Annotated in this window: 14 protein-coding genes; 4 read left to right on the plus strand and 10 right to left on the minus strand. The window is 73.9% G+C overall.

Translation table 11 applies throughout. The features are described 5' to 3' along the window. Positions 1-471: 471 nt before the first annotated feature. From ABZ117_RS03235 to ABZ117_RS03255, 5 genes are all read right to left on the minus strand, one after another. Positions 472-1,623 carry an XdhC/CoxI family protein gene (locus tag ABZ117_RS03235; RefSeq protein ID WP_356816863.1) on the minus strand — a complete coding sequence of 384 codons (1,152 nt, stop codon included), beginning with the start codon at positions 1,621-1,623 and terminating at the stop codon, positions 472-474. Between the two features lie 49 nt (positions 1,624-1,672). Further along, positions 1,673-3,130 carry an NCS2 family permease gene (locus tag ABZ117_RS03240; RefSeq protein ID WP_356816865.1) on the minus strand — a complete coding sequence of 486 codons (1,458 nt, stop codon included), beginning with the start codon at positions 3,128-3,130 and terminating at the stop codon, positions 1,673-1,675. Positions 3,131-3,285: 155 nt separating this feature from the next. Next, positions 3,286-5,667, minus strand: coding sequence for a molybdopterin cofactor-binding domain-containing protein (locus ABZ117_RS03245; protein ID WP_356816867.1), 2,382 nt, complete (start codon positions 5,665-5,667; stop codon positions 3,286-3,288). Positions 5,668-5,669: 2 nt separating this feature from the next. Beyond that, complete coding sequence (locus ABZ117_RS03250) at positions 5,670-6,260, minus strand: (2Fe-2S)-binding protein (RefSeq protein WP_356816869.1); 591 nt, start codon at positions 6,258-6,260, stop codon at positions 5,670-5,672. Beyond that, positions 6,260-7,153: a xanthine dehydrogenase family protein subunit M gene (locus tag ABZ117_RS03255; protein ID WP_356816870.1), complete on the minus strand. Its 894-nt coding sequence runs from the start codon at positions 7,151-7,153 to the stop codon at positions 6,260-6,262. Before ABZ117_RS03255 ends, ABZ117_RS03250 begins: the two co-directional genes overlap by 1 nt. 354 nt (positions 7,154-7,507) lie before the next feature. Here ABZ117_RS03255 and ABZ117_RS03260 point away from each other — a divergent pair, with 354 nt between their 5' ends. Further along, positions 7,508-9,181 (plus strand): PucR family transcriptional regulator ligand-binding domain-containing protein, encoded by a 1,674-nt coding sequence (locus ABZ117_RS03260; protein WP_356816872.1) that lies wholly within the window; start codon positions 7,508-7,510, stop codon positions 9,179-9,181. Between the two features lie 167 nt (positions 9,182-9,348). Beyond that, on the plus strand, positions 9,349-10,113 hold the full coding sequence (locus ABZ117_RS03265) for a hypothetical protein (RefSeq protein WP_356816874.1): 765 nt from the start codon (positions 9,349-9,351) through the stop codon (positions 10,111-10,113). Positions 10,114-10,405: 292 nt separating this feature from the next. On the opposite strand, the gene ABZ117_RS03270 is transcribed toward ABZ117_RS03265, so the two are convergent. Next, complete coding sequence (locus ABZ117_RS03270) at positions 10,406-11,224, minus strand: GntR family transcriptional regulator (protein ID WP_356816876.1); 819 nt, start codon at positions 11,222-11,224, stop codon at positions 10,406-10,408. 176 nt (positions 11,225-11,400) lie between these two features. Here ABZ117_RS03270 and ABZ117_RS03275 point away from each other — a divergent pair, with 176 nt between their 5' ends. Next, entirely contained in the window at positions 11,401-12,243 is an 843-nt protein-coding gene (locus tag ABZ117_RS03275; protein ID WP_356816878.1) for a (2Fe-2S)-binding protein, read from the plus strand. A 317-nt stretch (positions 12,244-12,560) separates the two neighbouring features. After that, complete coding sequence (locus tag ABZ117_RS03280; protein ID WP_356816880.1) at positions 12,561-13,601, plus strand: DUF2637 domain-containing protein; 1,041 nt, start codon at positions 12,561-12,563, stop codon at positions 13,599-13,601. A 99-nt stretch (positions 13,602-13,700) separates the two neighbouring features. On the opposite strand, the gene ABZ117_RS03285 is transcribed toward ABZ117_RS03280, so the two are convergent. The 4 genes from ABZ117_RS03285 to ABZ117_RS03300 all read right to left on the minus strand — a co-directional run bounded on the left by ABZ117_RS03285 (position 13,701) and on the right by ABZ117_RS03300 (position 19,061). Then, on the minus strand, positions 13,701-14,135 hold the full coding sequence (locus ABZ117_RS03285; RefSeq protein WP_356817391.1) for an ATP-binding protein: 435 nt from the start codon (positions 14,133-14,135) through the stop codon (positions 13,701-13,703). A 346-nt stretch (positions 14,136-14,481) separates the two neighbouring features. Then, on the minus strand, positions 14,482-16,224 hold the full coding sequence (locus tag ABZ117_RS03290; RefSeq protein WP_356816882.1) for a pyruvate dehydrogenase: 1,743 nt from the start codon (positions 16,222-16,224) through the stop codon (positions 14,482-14,484). Between the two features lie 67 nt (positions 16,225-16,291). Continuing rightward, positions 16,292-17,716 carry a protein phosphatase 2C domain-containing protein gene (locus tag ABZ117_RS03295; RefSeq protein WP_356816884.1) on the minus strand — a complete coding sequence of 475 codons (1,425 nt, stop codon included), beginning with the start codon at positions 17,714-17,716 and terminating at the stop codon, positions 16,292-16,294. A gap of 163 nt (positions 17,717-17,879) precedes the next feature. Further along, entirely contained in the window at positions 17,880-19,061 is a 1,182-nt protein-coding gene (locus ABZ117_RS03300; RefSeq protein WP_356816886.1) for a GDSL-type esterase/lipase family protein, read from the minus strand. Between the last annotated feature and the right edge of the window lie 561 nt (positions 19,062-19,622).

A 19,622-nucleotide genomic window follows, 5' to 3' on the forward strand; every position in this document is an offset into this window, starting at 1 on the left:
AGCCACGCAGGCGTCAGCCGGGCGGGGCGACAGCCACGCAGGCGTCAGCCCGCGTGAATCGCCCGGCCTCCGTGCGGCCGGTACGGTCGGCCGCCGCGGTGGTCACCAGCGGGCCGATCAGGGCCGACGGCCGGGCCGGGGACGCCCCGTCGGCCGCGGTGACGCAACCCGGGGCGAGCGGGCGGGCCGCCCGGCCCTCGCGTTGTCGCGGACCACGGCGACGGCGCTGGAGGTCCCCGTCCGGCCGGGGCCCTGCCGGCGCAGCCGGCACAGGGACGGCGCGCGGCCGTCGCGCTGGCTCTCGGGCGCCGGACTCGACACGGCCTGACTGCCGCCCAGTGACCCCCGGGCGACGGAACCGACGCGGCCGGCCCGGCCCGGCGACTCCCGGGCGACGGACCCGACGCGACCGGACTGCCGCCCGGCGACTCCCGGGCGACGGAACCGACGCGGCCGGTCCGGCCCGGTGGCTCAGGCGACGGACCCGATGTGTCCGGCCCGCCGCGCTTCCCTGTCGTGGTGGATCGGGGTGTGTGCCCCGGTCAGTGTGGCCCCGCTGCCGCCCCGCCGGTCGGCGACGATCTCCGCCGCGATGGACAGGGCCGTCTCCTCGGGTGTCCGCGCGCCGAGGTCGAGGCCGATCGGGGAGTGCAGCCGGGCCAGCTCCAGCTCGGTGACGCCGACCTCGCGGAGCCGCTCGTTGCGGTCCAGGTGGGTGCGGCGGGAGCCCATCGCGCCGACGTAGGCGACCGGCAGCCGCAGCGCCAGCCGCAGCAGGGGTACGTCGAACTTGGCGTCGTGGGTGAGGACGCACAGGACGGTGCGGCCGTCGACCTCCGTGCGCGCGAGGTACCGGTGGGGCCACTCCACGACGATGTCGTCGGCGTCCGGGAAGCGGGACCGGGTGGCGAACACCGGGCGGGCGTCGCACACCGTGACGTGGTAGCCCAGGAACTTGCCCGCGCGGACCAGCGCCGAAGCGAAGTCGATCGCGCCGAAAACGATCATCCGGGGCGCGGGCACCGAGGACTCCACCAGGACCGTGAGCGGGGAGCCGCAGCGCGAGCCCTGCTCGCCGATCTCCACGGTGCCGGTGCGGCCCGCGTCCAGGTGGGCGCGGGCCTCGGCGGCGACCGTGCGGTCCAGTTCGGGGTGGGCGCCGAACCCTCCGTCGTACGACCCGTCGGGCCGGACCAGGAGGGCCCGGCCCCGCAGCTCGGCCGGGCCCTCGGCGATCCGCGCGACCGCCGCCGCCTCCCCGCGCGCGGCGGCGGCCAGCGCGGCGGCGGCCACCGGCCGGGCGGGAGAGTCCGCCCGGACCGGCGTGACGAGGATGTCGATGACGCCACCGCAGGTCAGGCCGACGGCGAAGGCGTCCTCGTCGCTGTATCCGAAGCGTTCCAGGACGGTCTGCCCGTCCTGGAGCGCCTGCTGGCACAGCTCGTACACCGCGCCCTCCACGCACCCCCCGGAGACCGATCCGACGGCCGTGCCGTCGGCGTCCACCGCGAGGGCGGCGCCGGGCCGGCGCGGGGCGCTGCCTCCCACGGCCACGACGGTGGCGACGGCGAAGTCACGGCCCTGCTCGACCCACCGGTTCAGCTCCTCGGCGATGTCCAGCATGTCTCGGTCTCCTCAAACGGGTTCGCGGATGGGTGCGGGCGGCGGGCGGCTAGCGGACGCCCAGCCAGCCCTCCAGGGGGTGAAGGGCGAAGTAGACCAGGAAGACGACGGTCAAACCCCACATGAAGGCGCCGATCTCCCGGGCCTTGCCCTGAGCGGTCTTGATGGCCACGTACGAGATCACGCCCGCGGCCACGCCGGTGGTGATGGTGTAGGTGAACGGCATCAGGACCACGGTCAGGAAGACCGGGATGGCGGTGGCCCGGTCGGCCCAGTCCACGTGCCGGGCGTTCATCAGCATCATGGCGCCGATGACGACGAGGGCGGCGGAGGCGACCTCCTGCGGCACGATCGCGGTGACCGGGGTGAAGAACAGGCAGGCCGCGAAGAACAGGCCGGTGACGACGGAGGCGAGACCCGTGCGGGCGCCCTCGCCGACGCCGGTCGCGGACTCGATGAACACGGTCTGGCCGGAGCCGCCCGCGACACCGCCGATCGCGCCGCCGGCGCCGTCGATGAACAGCGCCTTGGACAGGCCCGGCATGCGGCCCTTGTCGTCGGCCAGACCGGCTTCGGTGCCGACGCCGATGATGGTGGCCATCGCGTCGAAGAAGCCGGCGAGCACCAGGGTGAAGACGATCATGCCGATCGTCATCGCGCCGACCTTGCCCCAGCCGCCGAACTCGACGTGTCCGAAGAGCGAGAAGTCGGGCATCGAGACCGCGCTGCCGGGCAGTTCGGGGGCGCCGTTGGCCCACTGGCCGGGGGCGATGACGCCGAGGCCGTTGAGGACCGCGGCGACGACCGTGCCGGTGACGAGCCCGATGAGGATGGCGCCGGGGACGTTCCTGGCCTGGAGCATGAAGATCAGCAGCAGGGTGCCGGCGAAGAGCAGGACCGGCCAGCCGGCGAGTTCGCCGGCGGGGCCGAGGGCGAGCGGGGTGGCCTTGCCCTGGTGCACGAAGCCGGACTTGTAGAAGCCGATGAGGGCGATGAACAGGCCGATGCCCATCGTGATGCCGTGTTTGAGCGCGAGGGGGATCGCGTTCATGATCATCTCGCGCAGGCCGGTGACGACCAGCAGCATGATGACGACGCCGTACATCACGCACATGCCCATGGCCTGCGGCCAGGTCATCTGGGGAGCGACCTGCGAGGACAGCACGCCGGAGACGGAGAGGCCGGCGGCGAGGGCGAGCGGCACCTTGCCGACCCAGCCCATCAGCAGTGTGGTGAAGGCCGCCGCGAACGCGGTCGCGGTAATCAGCGCCTTCTGGCCGAGCGTGTCCCCCGCCGCGTCCTTGCCGGACAGGATCAGGGGGTTGAGCAGGAGGATGTACGCCATCGCCATGAAGGTGGTGATGCCGCCGCGGACCTCTCGCGAGACCGTGGACCCTCTTCGGGATATGTGGAAGTAACGGTCGAGCCAGGACCGCCCTGCCGGGACGCGGCTGCCATCGCCCGCGTCGTCGGCTGCGGTTCTCGGCTCCACTGACTGCTGGGTCATGGGCCAACTCCCAAGGTTCACAGGGGCACCCGTGCGGACGCCTGTCGGACACGGGATTTGGGATTGGACGGCCCGGGGGACGGCCCGAGACGAACAGTGGGGGCCTGGGGGAACGGAAGTCCCCCCAGGGGATCACCGGTTGGGACCCCGGAGGGTCACGTTCCCGTCAGGTGCTCGGGCCGTACCGGAGTGCGGTTCAGCTCCAGCCCGGTCGCGTTCCGGATCGCCGCCAGGACGGCCGGCGTGGACGACAGGGTCGGGGCTTCGCCGATGCCGCGCAGCCCGTAGGGCGCGTGGTCGTCGGCGAGTTCGAGCACGTCGACCGGGATGGTCGGCGTGTCGAGGATCGTGGGGATGAGGTAGTCCGTGAAGGAGGGGTTCCTGACCTTCGCCGTCTTGGGGTCGACGATGATCTCCTCCATCACCGCCACGCCCAGGCCCTGGGTGGTGCCGCCCTGGATCTGGCCGATGACGGAGAGCGGGTTGAGCGCCTTGCCGACGTCCTGGGCGCAGGCCAGTTCGATCACCTTGACCAGGCCCAGCTCGGTGTCGACCTCCACGACCGCGCGGTGCGCGGCGAAGGAGTACTGGACGTGCCCGTTGCCCTGCCCGGTGCGCAGGTCGAAGGCCTCGGTCGGCCGGTGCCGCCACTCCGCCTCGACCTCGACGGCCTCGCCCTCCAGGACGTCGGCCAGGTCGCCGAGGACCTCGCCGCCGTCGGTGACGACCTTGCCGCCCTCCAGGAGGAGTTCGGCCGTGGCCCAGGCCGGGTGGTAGGAGCCGAACCTGCGGCGCCCGATCTCCAGGACCTTCTCGCGGACGAGCTCGCAGGCGTTCTTCACGGCGCCGCCGGTGACGTACGTCTGCCGGGACGCCGAGGTGGAACCCGCGGAGCCGACCTGGGTGTCGGCCGGGTGGATCGTCACCTGGGCGACGCCGAGTTCGGTGCGGGCGATCTGCGCGTGGACGGTGACACCGCCCTGTCCGACCTCCGCCATCGCGGTGTGCACGGTGGCGACGGGCTCGCCGCCCACGACCTCCATGCGCACCTTGGCGGTGGAGTAGTCGTCGAAGCCCTCGGAGAAGCCGACGTTCTTGATACCGACCGCGTAGCCGACGCCGCGGACGACGCCCTCGCCGTGCGTGGTGTTGGACAGACCGCCGGGCAGCTGCCGTACGTCGGCGCCCTCGCTGGACTCCCACTGGCGCTCCGGCGGCAGCGGCATCGCCTTGACGCGGCGCAGCAGTTCGGCGACGGGGGCGGGCGAGTCGACGGGCTGGCCCGTCGGCATGAGCGTGCCCTGCTCCATGGCGTTCAGCTGCCGGAACTCCACCGGGTCCATGCCCAGTTCCTTCGCCAGCTTGTCCATCTGCGCCTCGTACGCGAAGCACGCCTGGACCGCGCCGAAGCCGCGCATGGCGCCGCAGGGCGGGTTGTTGGTGTAGAGGGCGACGGCCTCGATGTCGACGTCCTCGACGACGTACGGCCCGACGCTCAGCGAGGAGGCGTTGCCGACGACCGCCGGGGAGGCGGAGGCGTAGGCGCCGCCGTCCAGCACGATCCGGCACTTCATGTGCGTGAGCTTGCCGTCCCTGGTGGCGCCGTGCTCGTAGTACAGCTTGGCCGGGTGGCGGTGGACGTGCCCGAAGAAGGACTCGAACCGGTTGTAGACGATCTTCACCGGCTTGCCGGTGCGCAGCGCGAGCAGGCAGGCGTGGATCTGCATCGACAGATCCTCCCGGCCGCCGAACGCGCCGCCGACGCCGGCCAGCGTCATCCGCACCTTGTCCTCGGGCAGGCCGAGGACGGGGGCGATCTGGCGCAGGTCGGAGTGGAGCCACTGGGTGGCGATGTAGAGGTGGACGCCGCCGTCCTCCTCGGGGACGGCGAGGCCGGACTCCGGGCCGAGGAAGGCCTGGTCCTGCATGCCGAACGTGTACTCGCCCCGGACGATGACGTCGGCCCTCGCGGCGGCCTCGGCCGCGTTGCCGCGGACGATCGGCTGGCGGTGGACGATGTTGGGGTGCGGGACGTGGCCGCTGTGGTGGTCGTCGCGGTTCTCGTGGACGAGGATCGCGTCCGGCGCGGTGGCGGAGGCCTCGTCGGTGATGACGGGCAGCTCCTTGTAGTCCACCTTGATCTTGGCGGCGGCGCGGCGGGCCGTCTCCGGGTGGTCGGCGGCGACGATCGCGACCGGCTCGCCGTGGTGGCGCACCTTGCCGTGCGCGAGGACCGGGGTGTCCTGGATCTCCAGGCCGTAGTTCCGCACCTCGGTGGGCAGGTCGTCGTACGTCAGGACGGCGTACACGCCGGGCAGCGCGAGTGCCTCGGAGGTGTCGATCGACACGATCTCGGCGTGTGCGACGGTGGAGCGCAGGATCTGGCCCCACAGCATGTCCTCGTGCCACATGTCGGACGAGTACGCGAACTCGCCGGTGACCTTGAGGGTGCCGTCCGGGCGGAGCGTGGATTCGCCGATGCCGCCCTTGGTCGGGGTGCCCTGCGTGATCTTCGTGGGTGCGCCGTTGGCCGGCATGCTCAGACCCCCTCGGACTGGCGGGCGGCCGCGAGGCGGACCGCGTCCATGATCTTCTCGTAGCCCGTGCAGCGGCACAGGTTGCCCGACAGCGCCTCACGGATGTCGGCGTCGGACGGGTTCGGGTTGCGCTCCAGCAGTTCGTCGGAGGCGACGAGCAGACCGGGGGTGCAGAAGCCGCACTGGACGGCGCCGGCGTCGATGAACGCCTGCTGGACCGGGGACAGCCCGCTGCCCTCGCCGGCGTGTGAGCCGGCGCCCTTGGCCTGCCACTGCCGGGCCTCGTCGAGCGAGGTCGCCGGCGTGCCGCAGGCGCCGGTGACGCAGCCGCCCTCGGTGCGCTGCCTGGCGTAGTCCGCCAGGCCCTCGACGGTCACGACCTCGCGGCCCTCGGCCTGGCCGGCCGCGACCAGGCAGGAGCAGACCGGCACGCCGTCCAGCCGGACGGTGCACGACCCGCACTCGCCCTGCTCGCAGGCGTTCTTCGACCCGGGCAGGCCGAGGCGTTCCCGCAGCACGTACAGCAGGGACTCGCCCTCCCAGACGTCGTCGGCCTCCTGCGGGCGTCCGTTGACGGTGAAGTTGACGCGCATTACGCAGCTCCCTCGGATGCGCGGCGGGCGCCGCGGTAGGACTCCCAGGTCCAGGTGAGCGTCCGGCGGGCCATGACGCCGACCGCGTGCCGGCGATAGCTCGCGGTGCCCCGGACGTCGTCGATCGGGTTGCAGGCGCCGGAGCACAGCTCCGCGAACCGCTTGGCGACCGACGGAGTGATGATCTTCCCGTTGTCCCAGAAACCGCCCTCCTCCAGGGCCGCGTTCAGGAACTCCTCGGCGGTCTTGGCCCGCACGGGGGTGGGGGCGGCGGAACCGATGCCGGTGCGCACCGTCCGGGTCCGGGGGTGCAGGGCGACACCGAAGGCGCACACGGCGATGACCATGGCATTGCGGGTACCCACCTTCGAGTACTGCTGCGGTCCGTCCGCCTTCCGGACGTGCACGGCGCGGATCAGCTCGTCGGGCTGGAGCGCGTTGCGCTTGACGCCCGTGTAGAACGCGTCGATCGGGATGAGGCGGGTGCCGCGGGCCGCCGACTCCACCTCGACCTCGGCTCCGGCCGCGAGGAGGGCGGGGTGGGCGTCACCGGCGGGGGAGGCCGTGCCGAGGTTGCCGCCGACACCGCCGCGGTTGCGGATCTGCGGGGAGGCGACCGTGTGCGAGGCGAGCGCCAGGCCCGGCAGCTCGGCACGGAGGTCCTCCATGATCCTGGTGTACGGGACGGAGGCGCCCAGCCGTACGGTGTCCTCCTCCACCTCCCACTCGGAGAGGTCGCCCACGCGGTTGAGGTCGAGGAGGTACTCGGGCCGGCGGTGGTCGAAGTTGATCTCGACCATCACATCGGTGCCACCCGCAATCGGCACAGCGGTGGGGTGCTCGGCCTTCGCGGCGAGCGCCTCCTCCCAGCTGGCGGGGCGAAGGAAGTCCATGACCGGCTCTCTTCTTCGTCTCGTGAGTCGTACGTGAGTCGTACAGATTGAGCCAATCCGTGTGCGGCGGTCCCGGCTCGTTCATGTGCTGTTTACGCGGAGTGGACTCAGTACACCGCTCCGTACTCCGGCGGGGTCAGTCACCGAAACCATGAAGGAGTTGGCTGGCCAGGCCAGGCATCTTGTAGATTCGTATGAACAGAGGTCATCGGTAACCTCTTCGTTTTCCTGGGGAAACGCAGGAAACAGCGCGGAGACCACGGCGTACGCGCCGTGCGCGCCCGCACCGGGCGTGCCCCGCGCCACCCTTCAAGATCCATCGTAGGTTTCGAGACAAAGAACGGCGGCGACGAGATGCGGCTGCGCGCACTGCTGGACACCGACGCGCTGGGCCTGCGGCTGCTCGGCGGCGAGGACGAGCTGGACCGCGCGGTACGCGGGGTCATGACCACCGACCTGCGCGACCCCAGCCGCTACCTCACCGGTGGCGAGCTGGTGCTGACCGGTCTGGCCTGGCGCCGGGACGCCGACGACTCGGAGCCCTTCGTACGGATCCTGGTGCAGGCCGGGGTGGCGGCGCTCGCGGCCGGCGAGGCCGAGCTGGGCGATGTGCCCCAGGACCTGGTGGCGGCCTGCGCCCGGCACCGGCTGCCGCTGTTCGCGGTGCACGAGTCGGTGGCGTTCGCCACGATCACCGAGCATGTCGTCCGGCAGGTGTCCGGCGAGCGCGCCGGAGACCTGGCCGCGGTGGTGGACCGGCACCGGCGGATGATGACGTCGGGGCCGGCCGGCGGCGGCCCGGACGTGGTCCTGGACCTGCTCGGCTCCGACCTGGACCTGCGCGCCTGGGTGCTCTCCCCCACCGGCCGGCTGATCGCCGGCTCCGAGGTCGGCGGCCCGGCGCTGCCCGCCGAGACCTGCGCCCGGCTCGCCGCGGAGCACCTGGCCGCCACCCGCACCGGCCGCCGCGGCCCGCACCGGGTCCTGCTGAACGGCTCCACCTACTCCCTGTTCCCGGTCCGCTCCGCCGCCCGCTCCCCGCAGGCCCCCCGCGACGTCCGCGAGACGGTCCTGGCCGACTGGCTGCTGGCCGTGGAGGCGGACGCGGGCGACTGGCCGGCGGAGCGGCTGGACCTGCTCCAGGGCGTCACCCAGCTGATCGCCGTCGAACGGGACCGCCGCGACGCGGCCCGCACGGTGCGGCGCCGGCTCGCCCAGGAGGTGCTGGAACTGGTCCAGACGGGCGCCGCGCCCGCCGAGATCGCCGCCCGGCTGCGGGTGGCCGCGCCGGTGCTGCTGCCCGGGCTCGGGGCGGCACCGCACTGGCAGGTCGTGGTGGCCCGCGTGGAGTGGGAGGGCGAGGAGGCCTCGGGCGGCGCGGTCGCCCAGTCCCTGCTGGAGGAGGTGCTCGTCGACCCCCTCGCGTCCGGCCCGGAGCCGTCCGACCGCATCGCCGTCGCGCACACCGGTGAAGAGGCGATCGCCCTGGTCCCCCTCCCCGCCGTCTCCACCGAGCACGACGGCTCCGAGACTGGGCTGCTCGCCGACGCCCTGCTCCGGTCGGTACGGGAGCCGCTGTCGGCCGGCCTCGACGGCGACGGGCGGCTCACCCTCGGCGTCAGCGCGGCCGTGCACTCGGCGGAGGGCCTGCGCGGCGCCCTGGAGGAGGCCCGGCACGCCCGCCGGGTGGCGGCGGCTCGCCCCGGCCGGGTCTGCGCCGCAGGCCACCAGGAACTGGCCAGTCACGTCCTGCTGCTGCCCTTCGTCCCGGACGACGTCCGCCGCGCGTTCACCGCCCGTCTGCTGGACCCGCTGACGGACTACGACCGCCGGCACCGCGCCGAGCTGATCCCGACACTGGAGGCGTTCCTCGACTGCGACGGCTCCTGGACCCGCTGCGCCACCCGCCTCCACCTGCACGTCAACACGCTGCGCTACCGGGTGGGCCGGATCGAGCAGTTGACGGGACGGGACCTCTCCCGCCTCGAGGACAAGCTCGACTTCTTCCTGGCCCTGCGCATGAGCTGAGGCCGGCGGGGGCGCACGACGGCCGGGGACGGCCGCGTCCGCGCCCCACGACTTTGTGAAAACTTTCACCCATCCTCTTGGCCCGGCCCCGCGATCGGTGCTGGAATGCCGCCACCACTCAACAGCTCGATGGCGTGCTCGGGGAGGGCAACGTGGCGCATACCGCCATGTCTGGTAACGGAACCACCGGTGACGATCCGCTCCAGACCGCGGTATGGCGGTTGCGCAGCCGTGCCTGCTGGGCCGACGCCGCGGCCCTGCTGCCGGCCGACCGTCCCGGTACGGCGTTGCAGCGGGCCGGGCTCCTGGTCGAACGGTGCCTGTACACCGAGCGGGGCTGGCAGGACGCGGAGGACGCGCTGCGGACCGCGGAGGCCCTCGCCCACGACGACGAGGAGCGCGGGGCCGCCGCCTGCGAGCGGGGCCAACTCGCCTACGCCGCCACGCTGCACGGGGTCCGCGACCGGGCCGACGAGGCGCGGGCCGCGCTCGGCCGGGCGGCGGCGCTGATCCCTCCGGGGGCGGCCGGGCGACCCCTGCTGGACTTCCGCCGGGGGCTGCTCGCCGAGAACCTGACCCGCTCCCCGCAGGCGGCCCGGGCCGCGTACCGGCGCGCGCACGCGGGCGCCACGGCCCATGGCGACCCGCTCCTGCTGTCCTTCACCTGGCGGCACCTCGCCGGACTGGCCCTGCGCGAGGGCGAGGTGGCGGAGGCCCGGCACGGCTTCACCGAATCCCTGCGCATCCGCGAGGAGTTGGGCTATCTGGTGGGCACGGCCCCCGCGCTGGCCTCCCTGGCGGACACGGAGGAGGAACCGGAGGCGTCCCGCCTGCGCGAGGAGGCCCGCCGCCTGTTCCGCCTCCTCGGCGGAGTCCCCACCTGGCTGTCCCACCACCTGACCCCCCCGACCCCGGGAGCGGCAACGGCGTAGGACCAACCCCACCGTCCCCGGGTGCGGCATCGCCGTAGGGTCAACCCCTCCGTCCCCGGGAGCGGGATCGCCGTAGGACCAACCCCACCGTCCCCGGGTGCGGGACACCCACCGGCCACACCGACCCCCCAGGGGCGCGGGGAACTGCGCGACCGGCCCCCACGGACCCGCACCCGGCAATCAACCGCAGCCACCCCCACGCCCCCCGAAGGGGCGCGGGGAACTGCGCGACCGGCCACAACGAACCCGCACCCGGGAGACGGCCTCAGACCGTCCCACCACCCGGCACCGCTCAGCCCGCGCCGGCGAAATGCCCCGCCACCAGCCCCCGCACGACCTCACAGTCCCCGGCACTCAACGCGTCCAGCAGCGCGAGGTGCTCCGCCGCGTCCGCCACCAGCCCGGCCCGCCCGGGCCGCCCGGCCCGTACCGGCGGCCACTGCGACCGCCGGTGCAGGTCCTCGGCGATCCGGACGAGCTGTTCGTTGCCCGCCAGGGCGAGCAGGGCCCGGTGGAACGCCCGGTCGGCCTCCCCGTACGTCGCCGGACAGCCGCACGCGGCCGCCCGGACCGTCTCCTCGGCGAGGGGCCGCAGCGCGGCCCACCGTTCGGCCGGCACCGTGCGGGCGAGCCGCAGTATCACCGGGACCTCGATCAGCGCGCGGACCTCGGCCAGTTCGGCCAGTTCCCGCGCCCCCCGCCGGACGACCCGGAAGCCGCGGTTGGGGACGACCTCGACGGCGCCCTCCAGGGTGAGCTGCTGCATGGCCTCCCGCACGGGCGTGGCGGAAACGCCGAAGCGTTCGCCGAGCGCCGGCGCCGAGTAGACCTCGCCCGGCCGCAGTTCGCCGGTGACCAGGGCGGTGCGCAGGGCGTCCAGGATCTGCCCGCGCACGGAGGAGCGCCGCACCGCGGCCCGCGGCCCCGGAACCGGCCGCTCGCCGTGGGGGTGCTCATCATGGGGGTGCTCACCGTGGGTGTGCTCGCCCCGCACCGTGCCCGGCACCACGGCGTCCCGTGACCGGACGGGAGCCTCCGCGCCGGCGGGACGCTGCTGCGCCGGCACCCGGGCGGCACGCGTGCCCGCGGAGCCCTGCACGCCCTGCTTCACGGGTCCTCCTGGCGGCTTGTCGGTACTTGGGTCATTAACGACGGGTTGTCACTGCTCCGTCAAGCACCTTAGGCGCACCGGGCGGCAGCGCAAACTCCGTCAGAATGAGTAAGGTAAGGCTTGCCTATGTATTCAAGTCCTGCCCCAGGACGTGTCGAAGGGTCGGTGGTCCCGCCATGCCCGCTGCGGCCTCGCCGCTCACCGCCGCGTACGACCGCCTGGGCGCGGCCCTGCCGGCGCTGACCGTGACCGAGCTGGGCCCGGACGGCCCCGCGCCCTCCGGCGAGGGCTGGACCAGCGCCGCCGGGCTGGCCGCCGGCGGGGCGGAGCTGGACGCGTTCCTGGCCTGGGACGCGGCCCAGGTGCAGCGCGACCACGGCCGGCCGGCCCGCCCCGACGTCGTCGCGAGCTTCGGCCTGCACCGCTACGCCTGGGCCGCCTGTCTACTGATCACCGTGCCGTGGTTCCTGCACCGCCGGGTGCCGCGGCTGCCCGTGACGCACGTCTCGTACCACCGCACGGCCGGCCGGATGGCCGTACGCCCGCCCGTCGCCCTCGCCTGCCTGCCCGGCGATCCGGCCGCCGCGCTGCCCGGCACGGTCGTCGTACCGGACGAGGAGGCTCTGCGGGCCCGGGTGCGGGCGGCCGTGGCCGAGCACCTGGAGCCGGTGCTGGACGCCTTCGGGCCCCGCGCCCGGCGGCGCGGGCGGGCTCTGTGGGGCATGGCGACCGACGAGGTCGTGGAGGGGCTGTGGTACGTCGCCCGGCTGCTCGGGGAGGACGAGGAGCGGCGGGCCGTGCGGGAGCTGGGGCTGCTGCTGCCCGGCGCGACCGGGCCCTACGCGGGTGCGGCGGCTTTCCGGATGCCGGCGGGTCCGGACGGGGCACCCCTGGCGACCCGGGTCCGGGCGAGCTGCTGCATGTTCTACACCGTCCGCCCCGAGGACATGTGCGCCACCTGTCCGCGCACCCGCGACGGCGAGCGGGCCGGCAAGGCGGCCTCTGCGGCCGCCGCTTGAGAGGCCGTCAGGTCCGCGGGGCGGCCGCGCGTCCACTAGGATCACCGCGACGGGAGCACGCTGTTCGCGGCGCACCTCCCGGACAGGTGTTTCACGATTTCCTCACCTGCCACGGGAACTTTCCGCGGGACCACCCGTACGGGTAGTCTTATTCGAACTCAACTCCCGCCCCTCACGCGGCAGTTCGAGCAGAAAGCCGTCTGCGGGCATCCCCTTGCACCTCCTTGGCGGCCTCTTGCCCCGAAACCCCTTGAGGGCCGCCGGGAGTGGGCCACTATGGCGGGCATTACGCCCTATCCCAATGCAAGGGACCCCTGATGAGATTGACCGACATATCGCTGAACTGGCTGCTTCCGGGCGCCGTGCTGCTCCTGGGCATGCTGGCGGCGGTGGCGGTGCTCGCGCGCGGCAAGCGCACCTCCGGGGAGAACGCGAGCGCGGACGACTCGTGGGAACGCACCGAGGAGCGCCGGCGGCGCAAGGAGGCCGTCTACGGCACGGCCTCCTACGTGCTCCTCTTCTGCTGCGCGGCGGTCGCGGCCGCCCTGTCCTTCCACGGGCTCGTCGGCTTCGGCGAGCAGAACCTGGGGCTGACCGACGGCTGGCAGTACCTGGTGCCGTTCGGTCTGGACGGTGCGGCGATGTTCTGCTCCGTGCTCGCGGTGCGCGAGGCCAGCCACGGTGACGCGGCCCTCGGTTCGCGGCTGCTCGTATGGATGTTCGCGGCGGCGGCGGCCTGGTTCAACTGGGTGCACGCGCCCCGGGGGGCCGGTCACGACGGCGCACCGCAGTTCTTCTCCGGCATGTCGCTGTCGGCGGCGGTGCTGTTCGACCGGGCGCTGAAGCAGACCCGCCGGGCCGCGCTGCGCGAGCAGGGCCTGGTGCCGCGTCCGCTGCCGCAGATCCGCATGGTCCGCTGGTTGCGCGCGCCCCGCGAGACCTACCGCGCCTGGTCGCTGATGCTCCTGGAGGGTGTGCGCAGCCTCGACGAGGCGGTCGAGGAGGCCCGCGAGGACAAGCGGCAGAAGGAGGCGAACCGCCAGCGCCGGCGCGACCAGCAGCGCGTGGAGCGTGCCCAGCTGAAGGCGATCAGCCGGGGTCACCGCGGGTTCGTCGGCCGGGGCGGCCGGCAGGTCGAGGTGCAGGCGGTGGAGCGCGGTCCGGCCCCGACGACCGCGGAGCCTGCCATATCGACCGCGGAGCAGCTGCCCGTCCGCGCCCGGCCCTCCCTTCAGCCGGTCCGCAGCGGAGCTGAGCCGGTGGCCGTCGACCTCACCGCGGAGGATGACACGATGGCCCTGCCGCGCCTGGACTCCCTGGAGCGCAAGCTGAAGGACCTGGAGCAGCAGTTCGGCTGACAGCCGGTCCGCGGGTGACCGCGCTACGGGGCGGGGGCGTGACCACACGGGTCACGCCCCCGCCCCGTTGCCGTCCCGCCGTCCGTGCCGCCGATGCCGTCACGCCGCCTCGGCACCGAGTTCGAACCACACCGACTTGCCCACCCCGTGCGGCCGTACCCCCCAGGCGTCGGCGAGGCACTCCAGCAGCACCAGGCCCCGGCCGTGCGTGTCGTCGTCCGGTCGCGGGGCGTGCGGCGCGGGTCTGCGGGCCACGAAGTCCCGTACCTCCACCCGTAGTCCGCCCGGTTCCACGACGGCCGTGAGGACGGCGTCGTCGTCGGTGTGGACGAGCGCGTTGGTGACGAGTTCGCTGGTGAGCAGCTCGGCGATCTCCGAGCGGCCCGGTTTGCCCCAGTGCCGCAGCAGTTCGCGCAGCTCCCGGCGGGCCTCCGGCACCGCCCTGAGGTCCGCCCGGACCAGCCTGCGCCTCAGTCGCTGCGCGTGTTCCGTGATGGTGGCGGCCCTTTCCCCCGCGGTCTCCCCCGTCTTCATCGAGGAGGCCCCGATGGTCACGGGACCGCCTCCTCGTGCCTGCCTCTTCATGACCCCCGCCCGCACGCCGCCGGTCCCTGCCCTTCCTGGTCGAACACGTTCACGGGGGGATGCTTGCCCAACAGGCTCCCGGGCAGTCCTGGGGTGTGCCCGATGACCGGTGGTTCGGCCACATCCGCACCCGGCCCCGCCCGGCCGCCGGACTCGGTCGCGGCCACGCCCCGGGCTCCTCGCACGTCGCTGGGCGCCACGGACGCCCCGCGACACCGGTCCGGCTCCGCCCGGCACCAGCTGTCGGTACGCCGTCACGCGGCGTGAAACTGGCCGAAAGACGCCCCCGGACCGGTCAAGGACGCGGCACGTTGCGCAGGTTGGAACGGGCCATCTGGAGCATCCGGCCCACTCCGCCGTCGAGCACGATCTTCGAGGCGGACAGGGCGAACCCGGTGACCATCTCCGAGCTGATCCGCGGCGGGATGGACAGGGCGTTGGGGTCGGTGACGACGTCCACCAGGGCCGGCCCCTTGTGCCGGAAGGCATCCTTGAGGGCGCCGGCGAGCTGCTTGGGCTTCTCCACCCGCACCCCGTGGGCACCGCACGCCCGGGCGACGGCGGCGAAGTCGGGGTTGGTGTTGGCGGTGCCGTACGAGGGCAGACCCGCCACCAGCATCTCCAACTCGACCATGCCAAGGGAGGAGTTGTTGAACAACACCACCTTGACCGGCAGGTCGTACTGCACGAGCGTCAGGAAGTCGCCCATCAGCATGGAGAATCCGCCGTCACCGGACATGGCCACCACCTGCCGGCGGCGGTCGGTGAACTGGGCGCCGATCGCCATGGGCAGCGCGTTAGCCATCGACCCGTGCGAGAACGAACCGATGATCCGGCGGCGGCCGTTGGGCGTGAGGTAGCGGGCCGCCCAGACGTTGCACATGCCGGTGTCCACGGTGAACACCGCGTCTTCCGCGGCGATCTCGTCCAGTACGGCGGCCACGTACTCGGGATGGATCGGGACGTGCTTGTCGACCTTCCGGGTGTACGCCTTGACCACGCCCTCCAGCGCGTCGGCGTGCTTCTTCAGCATCTTGTCGAGGAAGCGCCGGCCGGTCTTCTCCCGCACCCGCGGGATCAGGCAGCGCAGCGTCTCGCGGACGTCGCCCCACACCGCGAGGTCGAGCCGGGAGCGGCGGCCGAGCACCTCGGGCCGCACGTCGACCTGGGCGATCCGCACGTCGTCGGGCAGGAAGGCGTTGTACGGGAAGTCGGTGCCGAGCAGGATCAGCAGGTCGCACTCGTGGGTGGCCTCGTAGGCGGCGCCGTAACCGAGGAGACCGCTCATCCCCACGTCGAACTTGTTGTCGTACTGGATGAACTCCTTGCCGCGCAGGGCGTGGGCCACCGGCGACTTGATCTTCTCCGCGAACCGCATGACCTCGGGGTGGGCGCCGGCCGTGCCGCTGCCGCAGAACAGGGTGACCTTGCCGGCCGCGTCGATCATCTCCACGAGCCGGTCGATCTCGGCGTCACCGGGCCGGACGGTCGGCCGGGACGTGACGAGGGCGCTCCGCGGTGCCTTCTCCGGAGCGGGTTCACCGGCGATGTCGCCGGGCAGGGACACCACGCTCACGCCGCTGCGTCCGACCGCGTGCTGGATGGCGCTCTGGAGCAGCCGGGGCATCTGTTTCGGGCTGGAGATCAGCTCGCAGTAGTGGCTGCACTCCTGGAACAGCCGGTCCGGGTGGGTCTCCTGGAAGTAGCCGAGGCCGATCTCGCTGGACGGGATGTGCGAGGCGAGGGCCAGGACGGGGGCCATGGAGCGGTGGGCGTCGTACAGCCCGTTGATGAGGTGCAGATTGCCCGGTCCGCAGGAGCCGGCGCAGGCGGCCAGGCTGCCGGTGAGCTGGGCCTCGGCGCCGGCCGCGAACGCGGCGGTCTCCTCGTGCCGTACGTGGACCCAGTCGATGGCCGCGTTGCGGTGGACGGCATCCACCACCGGGTTGAGGCTGTCCCCGACGACACCGTAGAGACGGCGCACTCCGGCGCGGACGAGGATGTCCACGAACTGCTCGGCGACGTTCTGTTTGGCCATGGCGCGCCTCTGCCCCTTCGCTGTCCCGGGATAGCCGTCCCGGTCCATCAATCCACAGGGGCCGCGGTTACGCCTCCCACACGGCCGCCGCCGTACGGTCGTCGGCGTAGCCCTTCACCCGCACCTGGGCGTCGGCGAGGAACGCGGCGAGGCCGGGCGGGGTGCGCCCGGACCAGCGGCGGGCCAGGTAGGCGCACAGGGCGGGCTCGCCGCGCAGCGGTTCGGCCAGGCCCGCGGTGCACATCACCAGCGCGTCACCCGGTCGGGCTACCGAGGCACGGAAACGGAACGGCTCGCGGGGCGGCTCCGGCACGGCTCCCGGGGCGGGCTCGAACGGGCTCGGCGGGGCCGGGATGCCGAGGTCCATCGTCAGCCGGTCACCCTCGGGGGTGCGCTCCGGCCGCGAACCGCCGTCGGTGGCCGGGCTGCCCGTGCTCCCCGTGATGCCGTCGGGCGGCGTGACCGGCTCGATGTCCTGCCACACGCCGTCCCGTAACCGGAACAGGCCGCCGTCACCGACACCGAAGAAGACGCGCGTACGGCAGTCCGGGTCGGCGGGCAGCAGCAGACAGCGCAGGCTCGCCGTGTACTCCTCGGGGGCGACGCCCCGCTCGGCGGCACTCTCGCGCAGCCTGCCCATACCGCGGTCGGTCAGCCGGTGCAGGCCGGCCTTCAGATCGCCGCGCCGTGCCGTGCGGATGTCCTCCACGAGCCGCTGGTGACTGCGGCCCACGGCCCGGCCGATCCAGCGGCACGCCTCGGCCGCCGCCAGGTGCGCGCCGGGCGTGGACCGGGCGCCGGTGGCCATCGCGACGAGGACCAGCGCCTGTTCGCCGGCCCCGAAGCGCGCGGTGAGCAGCGCGTCCCGGCGCGGCTCGCCGCGGTAGCGCGCCGAGTCCCCGCGCGACGACACGGCCCGCAGCGTGCACGCCCCGTAGCGGGCACCGTCCAGCACGGTGTCCGCGACCAGCTCGTCCAGCCCGTCCGGGGCGGCGAGCGGGAGCGCGGTGGGTTCGGGGTCGTAGGTGGGAGGCCCGGAGCCGACGTGGTCGACATGATCGACGTGATCGACGTGATCGACGTGATCGACGGAAGAGCCGGTGGGGGCCGGCGGTGGGCCGGCAGCGGGGGTGAGGAAGGCGGGCGCGGGCTCCGGTGCGCAGGACGCGCCGTCCTCGCGGGACACGGCAGCGGCCGGGGGCGGGGGCGGGGTGGTGGCCCCGGGGGGCGCGGGCTGCGCGGGCTGTGGTGGTGTGGTGGGCGGGAACGGGTCGGCGGGAGCCGCGCGTTGGGGTGGGACCGGGGGCGCGGCCGGGGGCGCCGGGTGGCGGGGCGGCGGGTCCCGTCGGGCCACCGTGTTCCTCGCCGAGGTGAAGCGGTCGTCCAGGGAATCGGGCGCGGCCGTGGGGCCCGTGTCCTGGGTGGAGTCGTCGTACAGCTGACCCCACCAGTCGTCCTCGGAACGGGCGGGACTTCCCCCCTGCTGGCTCATGCTCCTGATTGTCCACCGCACGGGCGGTGGGGAAACGGGGCATCGGGAAAATTCGGTGTACCCGGCCGCACCGACGGCCTGGCGAGTGAGCGGGTGAACTGCCGTACGAACAAGGGGCGGACGACGGCCGCCCGATGTCCCTGACATGTTGCCTGTCCGGCGCTCAGTGGGTCAGGGCGCGGTGCACCGTGTCGGCGACCACGCTCATGCCGGCGTCGTTGAAGTGCAGGTGGTCGCCGGGGTCGTAGGCGGGCAGCAGGCGGGCGGGGACGGCCGGATCGCGTACGGCGGCGTCGGCGTCGGCGACCGCGTCGAAGACGCCGCCGCCCCGGATGAAGGCGTTCACCCGTCGTCGTACGGCCTCGCGGGCGGCGGACCAGGCGGGGTGGCCGCGGTACGGGGTGAGAGTGACCCCGACGACCCGGATACCGCGGGCGTGCGCCCGGGCGACGAGGGTGCGGTAGGCGGCGGCGTAGGCGGCCGGATCGCCCGCCTCCGGGGCGCCGTTGATGTCGTTGACGCCTTCCAGGACGACCAGTACCCGTACCCGGGGCAGGTCCAGCGCGTCGGCGTCCAGGCGGGCGAGGGCGCTGGGGCCGGTGCCGTCGCGCAGCAGCCGGTTGCCGGCGACACCGGCGTTGAGGACGCCGAACCGGTGTCCGCCCAGCCGCCGGGCGAGCCGGTCGGGCCAGCGGCGGTTGGTGCCGGGGGTGGAGCCGGTGCCGTCGGTGAGCGAGTCACCGAACGCGACGACGCTGCCCAGGGCGGTGCCGCGGACGTCGACGCCGGTGACGTAGTACCAGTGGCTGGTCGTCGCGGTGTACGCGGCGCCGTCCTCGTCGGCCGCTCGGCCGGCGCCGGTCCGGGCCAGGTAGCTGGTCTGTAGGGCGGTGCGGTGATAGGTGGCGGGCCCGGAGTCGTCCGGCGTGTACACGGTGACGAGCAGGTCGGCACCGGCCCGCACCGGCAGCGGCACCGGGTCGCTGACCGTGTCCGCGCCCGGCGGGACGGTGGTCCGCGGCGCGCCGTGGAAGGTGGCGGTGCGCAGGGTGCCGGGGACGGCGGCGGGGCCGGGCGCCCGGCGCAGCGCGACGGTGACCGCGCCCAGGCGCAGCGGCTCGGTGCCGAGCCGGTTGCTGAGCCGGACGCGGACGGCTGTGCCGCCGATGCCGAGGTGGACGACGTTGCGGACGGCGGCGCCGGGCAGCGGGGCGGTCGTACCGGAGGGCGCGGTCTCCCAGGCACCGGTCCAGGGCAGCGCGGCGGGCTCGGCGACGGCCGGTGCCGTCAGACCGGGCACCAGCGCCGCCAGCACGACCGCGAGAACCCGTACGACCGTGCGCATCCGTGTCCGCCCTTCCCCGTCACCCGCCGCAGGCGACCGTGCCACACGACCGGCCCGCGCCACGGGAACGCCGACGCCGATCCACCCGCTCGGCGTAACGAGGTCCGCGCTTGCCGCGCCGGGCGCCGCGGCCGCGGCCGGTGCAGGAGCGTACGAGCGGGGACGGAGGCGGCGCCGCTGAGACGACGGGGCAACGGCCACCGAGCGACCATGCGGGCCCCGCCGACGCTAACGGCCGGGCGGGGGGGCGCCGGTCGGCGGGGCCGTCTCACCGAGGGTGGTGGCGGTGGGGACACCGGGACCGCCGGTGCGGCGGGTGCGGCGGGACCACCCGGGGCACCGGGCACCGAGACCGCCGGAACCGCCGGGACTGCCGGAACCGCCGGGACCGCCGGGACCGCCGGGACCGCCGGGACTGCATGGTCGCCGGGACGGCGCGGGGGGCCGATGCCGCTGGCGCGGCGGGGATGGCCGGATGGCCGGATGGCCGGATGGCCGGATGGCCGGATGGCCGGATGGCCGGATGGCCGGATGGCCGGATGGCCGGATGGCCGGATGGCC

Origin of the sequence: Streptomyces sp. NPDC006309 (assembly GCF_040613095.1) — a bacterium.
GTDB lineage: Bacteria > Actinomycetota > Actinomycetes > Streptomycetales > Streptomycetaceae > Streptomyces.

Coding starts and splice junctions, on each gene's coding strand:
- ABZ117_RS03245 (WP_356816867.1), bottom strand. CDS start 5,667: ATGCCGGCCAACGGCGCACCCACGAAGATCACGCAGGGCACCCCGACC.
- ABZ117_RS03290 (WP_356816882.1), bottom strand. CDS start 16,224: ATGGCCAAACAGAACGTCGCCGAGCAGTTCGTGGACATCCTCGTCCGC.
- ABZ117_RS03280 (WP_356816880.1), top strand. CDS start 12,561: ATGAGATTGACCGACATATCGCTGAACTGGCTGCTTCCGGGCGCCGTG.
- ABZ117_RS03265 (WP_356816874.1), top strand. CDS start 9,349: ATGTCTGGTAACGGAACCACCGGTGACGATCCGCTCCAGACCGCGGTA.
- ABZ117_RS03235 (WP_356816863.1), bottom strand. CDS start 1,623: ATGCTGGACATCGCCGAGGAGCTGAACCGGTGGGTCGAGCAGGGCCGT.
- ABZ117_RS03255 (WP_356816870.1), bottom strand. CDS start 7,153: ATGGACTTCCTTCGCCCCGCCAGCTGGGAGGAGGCGCTCGCCGCGAAG.
- ABZ117_RS03250 (WP_356816869.1), bottom strand. CDS start 6,260: ATGCGCGTCAACTTCACCGTCAACGGACGCCCGCAGGAGGCCGACGAC.
- ABZ117_RS03295 (WP_356816884.1), bottom strand. CDS start 17,716: ATGAGCCAGCAGGGGGGAAGTCCCGCCCGTTCCGAGGACGACTGGTGG.
- ABZ117_RS03240 (WP_356816865.1), bottom strand. CDS start 3,130: ATGACCCAGCAGTCAGTGGAGCCGAGAACCGCAGCCGACGACGCGGGC.
- ABZ117_RS03300 (WP_356816886.1), bottom strand. CDS start 19,061: ATGCGCACGGTCGTACGGGTTCTCGCGGTCGTGCTGGCGGCGCTGGTG.
- ABZ117_RS03275 (WP_356816878.1), top strand. CDS start 11,401: ATGCCCGCTGCGGCCTCGCCGCTCACCGCCGCGTACGACCGCCTGGGC.
- ABZ117_RS03260 (WP_356816872.1), top strand. CDS start 7,508: ATGCGGCTGCGCGCACTGCTGGACACCGACGCGCTGGGCCTGCGGCTG.
- ABZ117_RS03285 (WP_356817391.1), bottom strand. CDS start 14,135: ATGAAGACGGGGGAGACCGCGGGGGAAAGGGCCGCCACCATCACGGAA.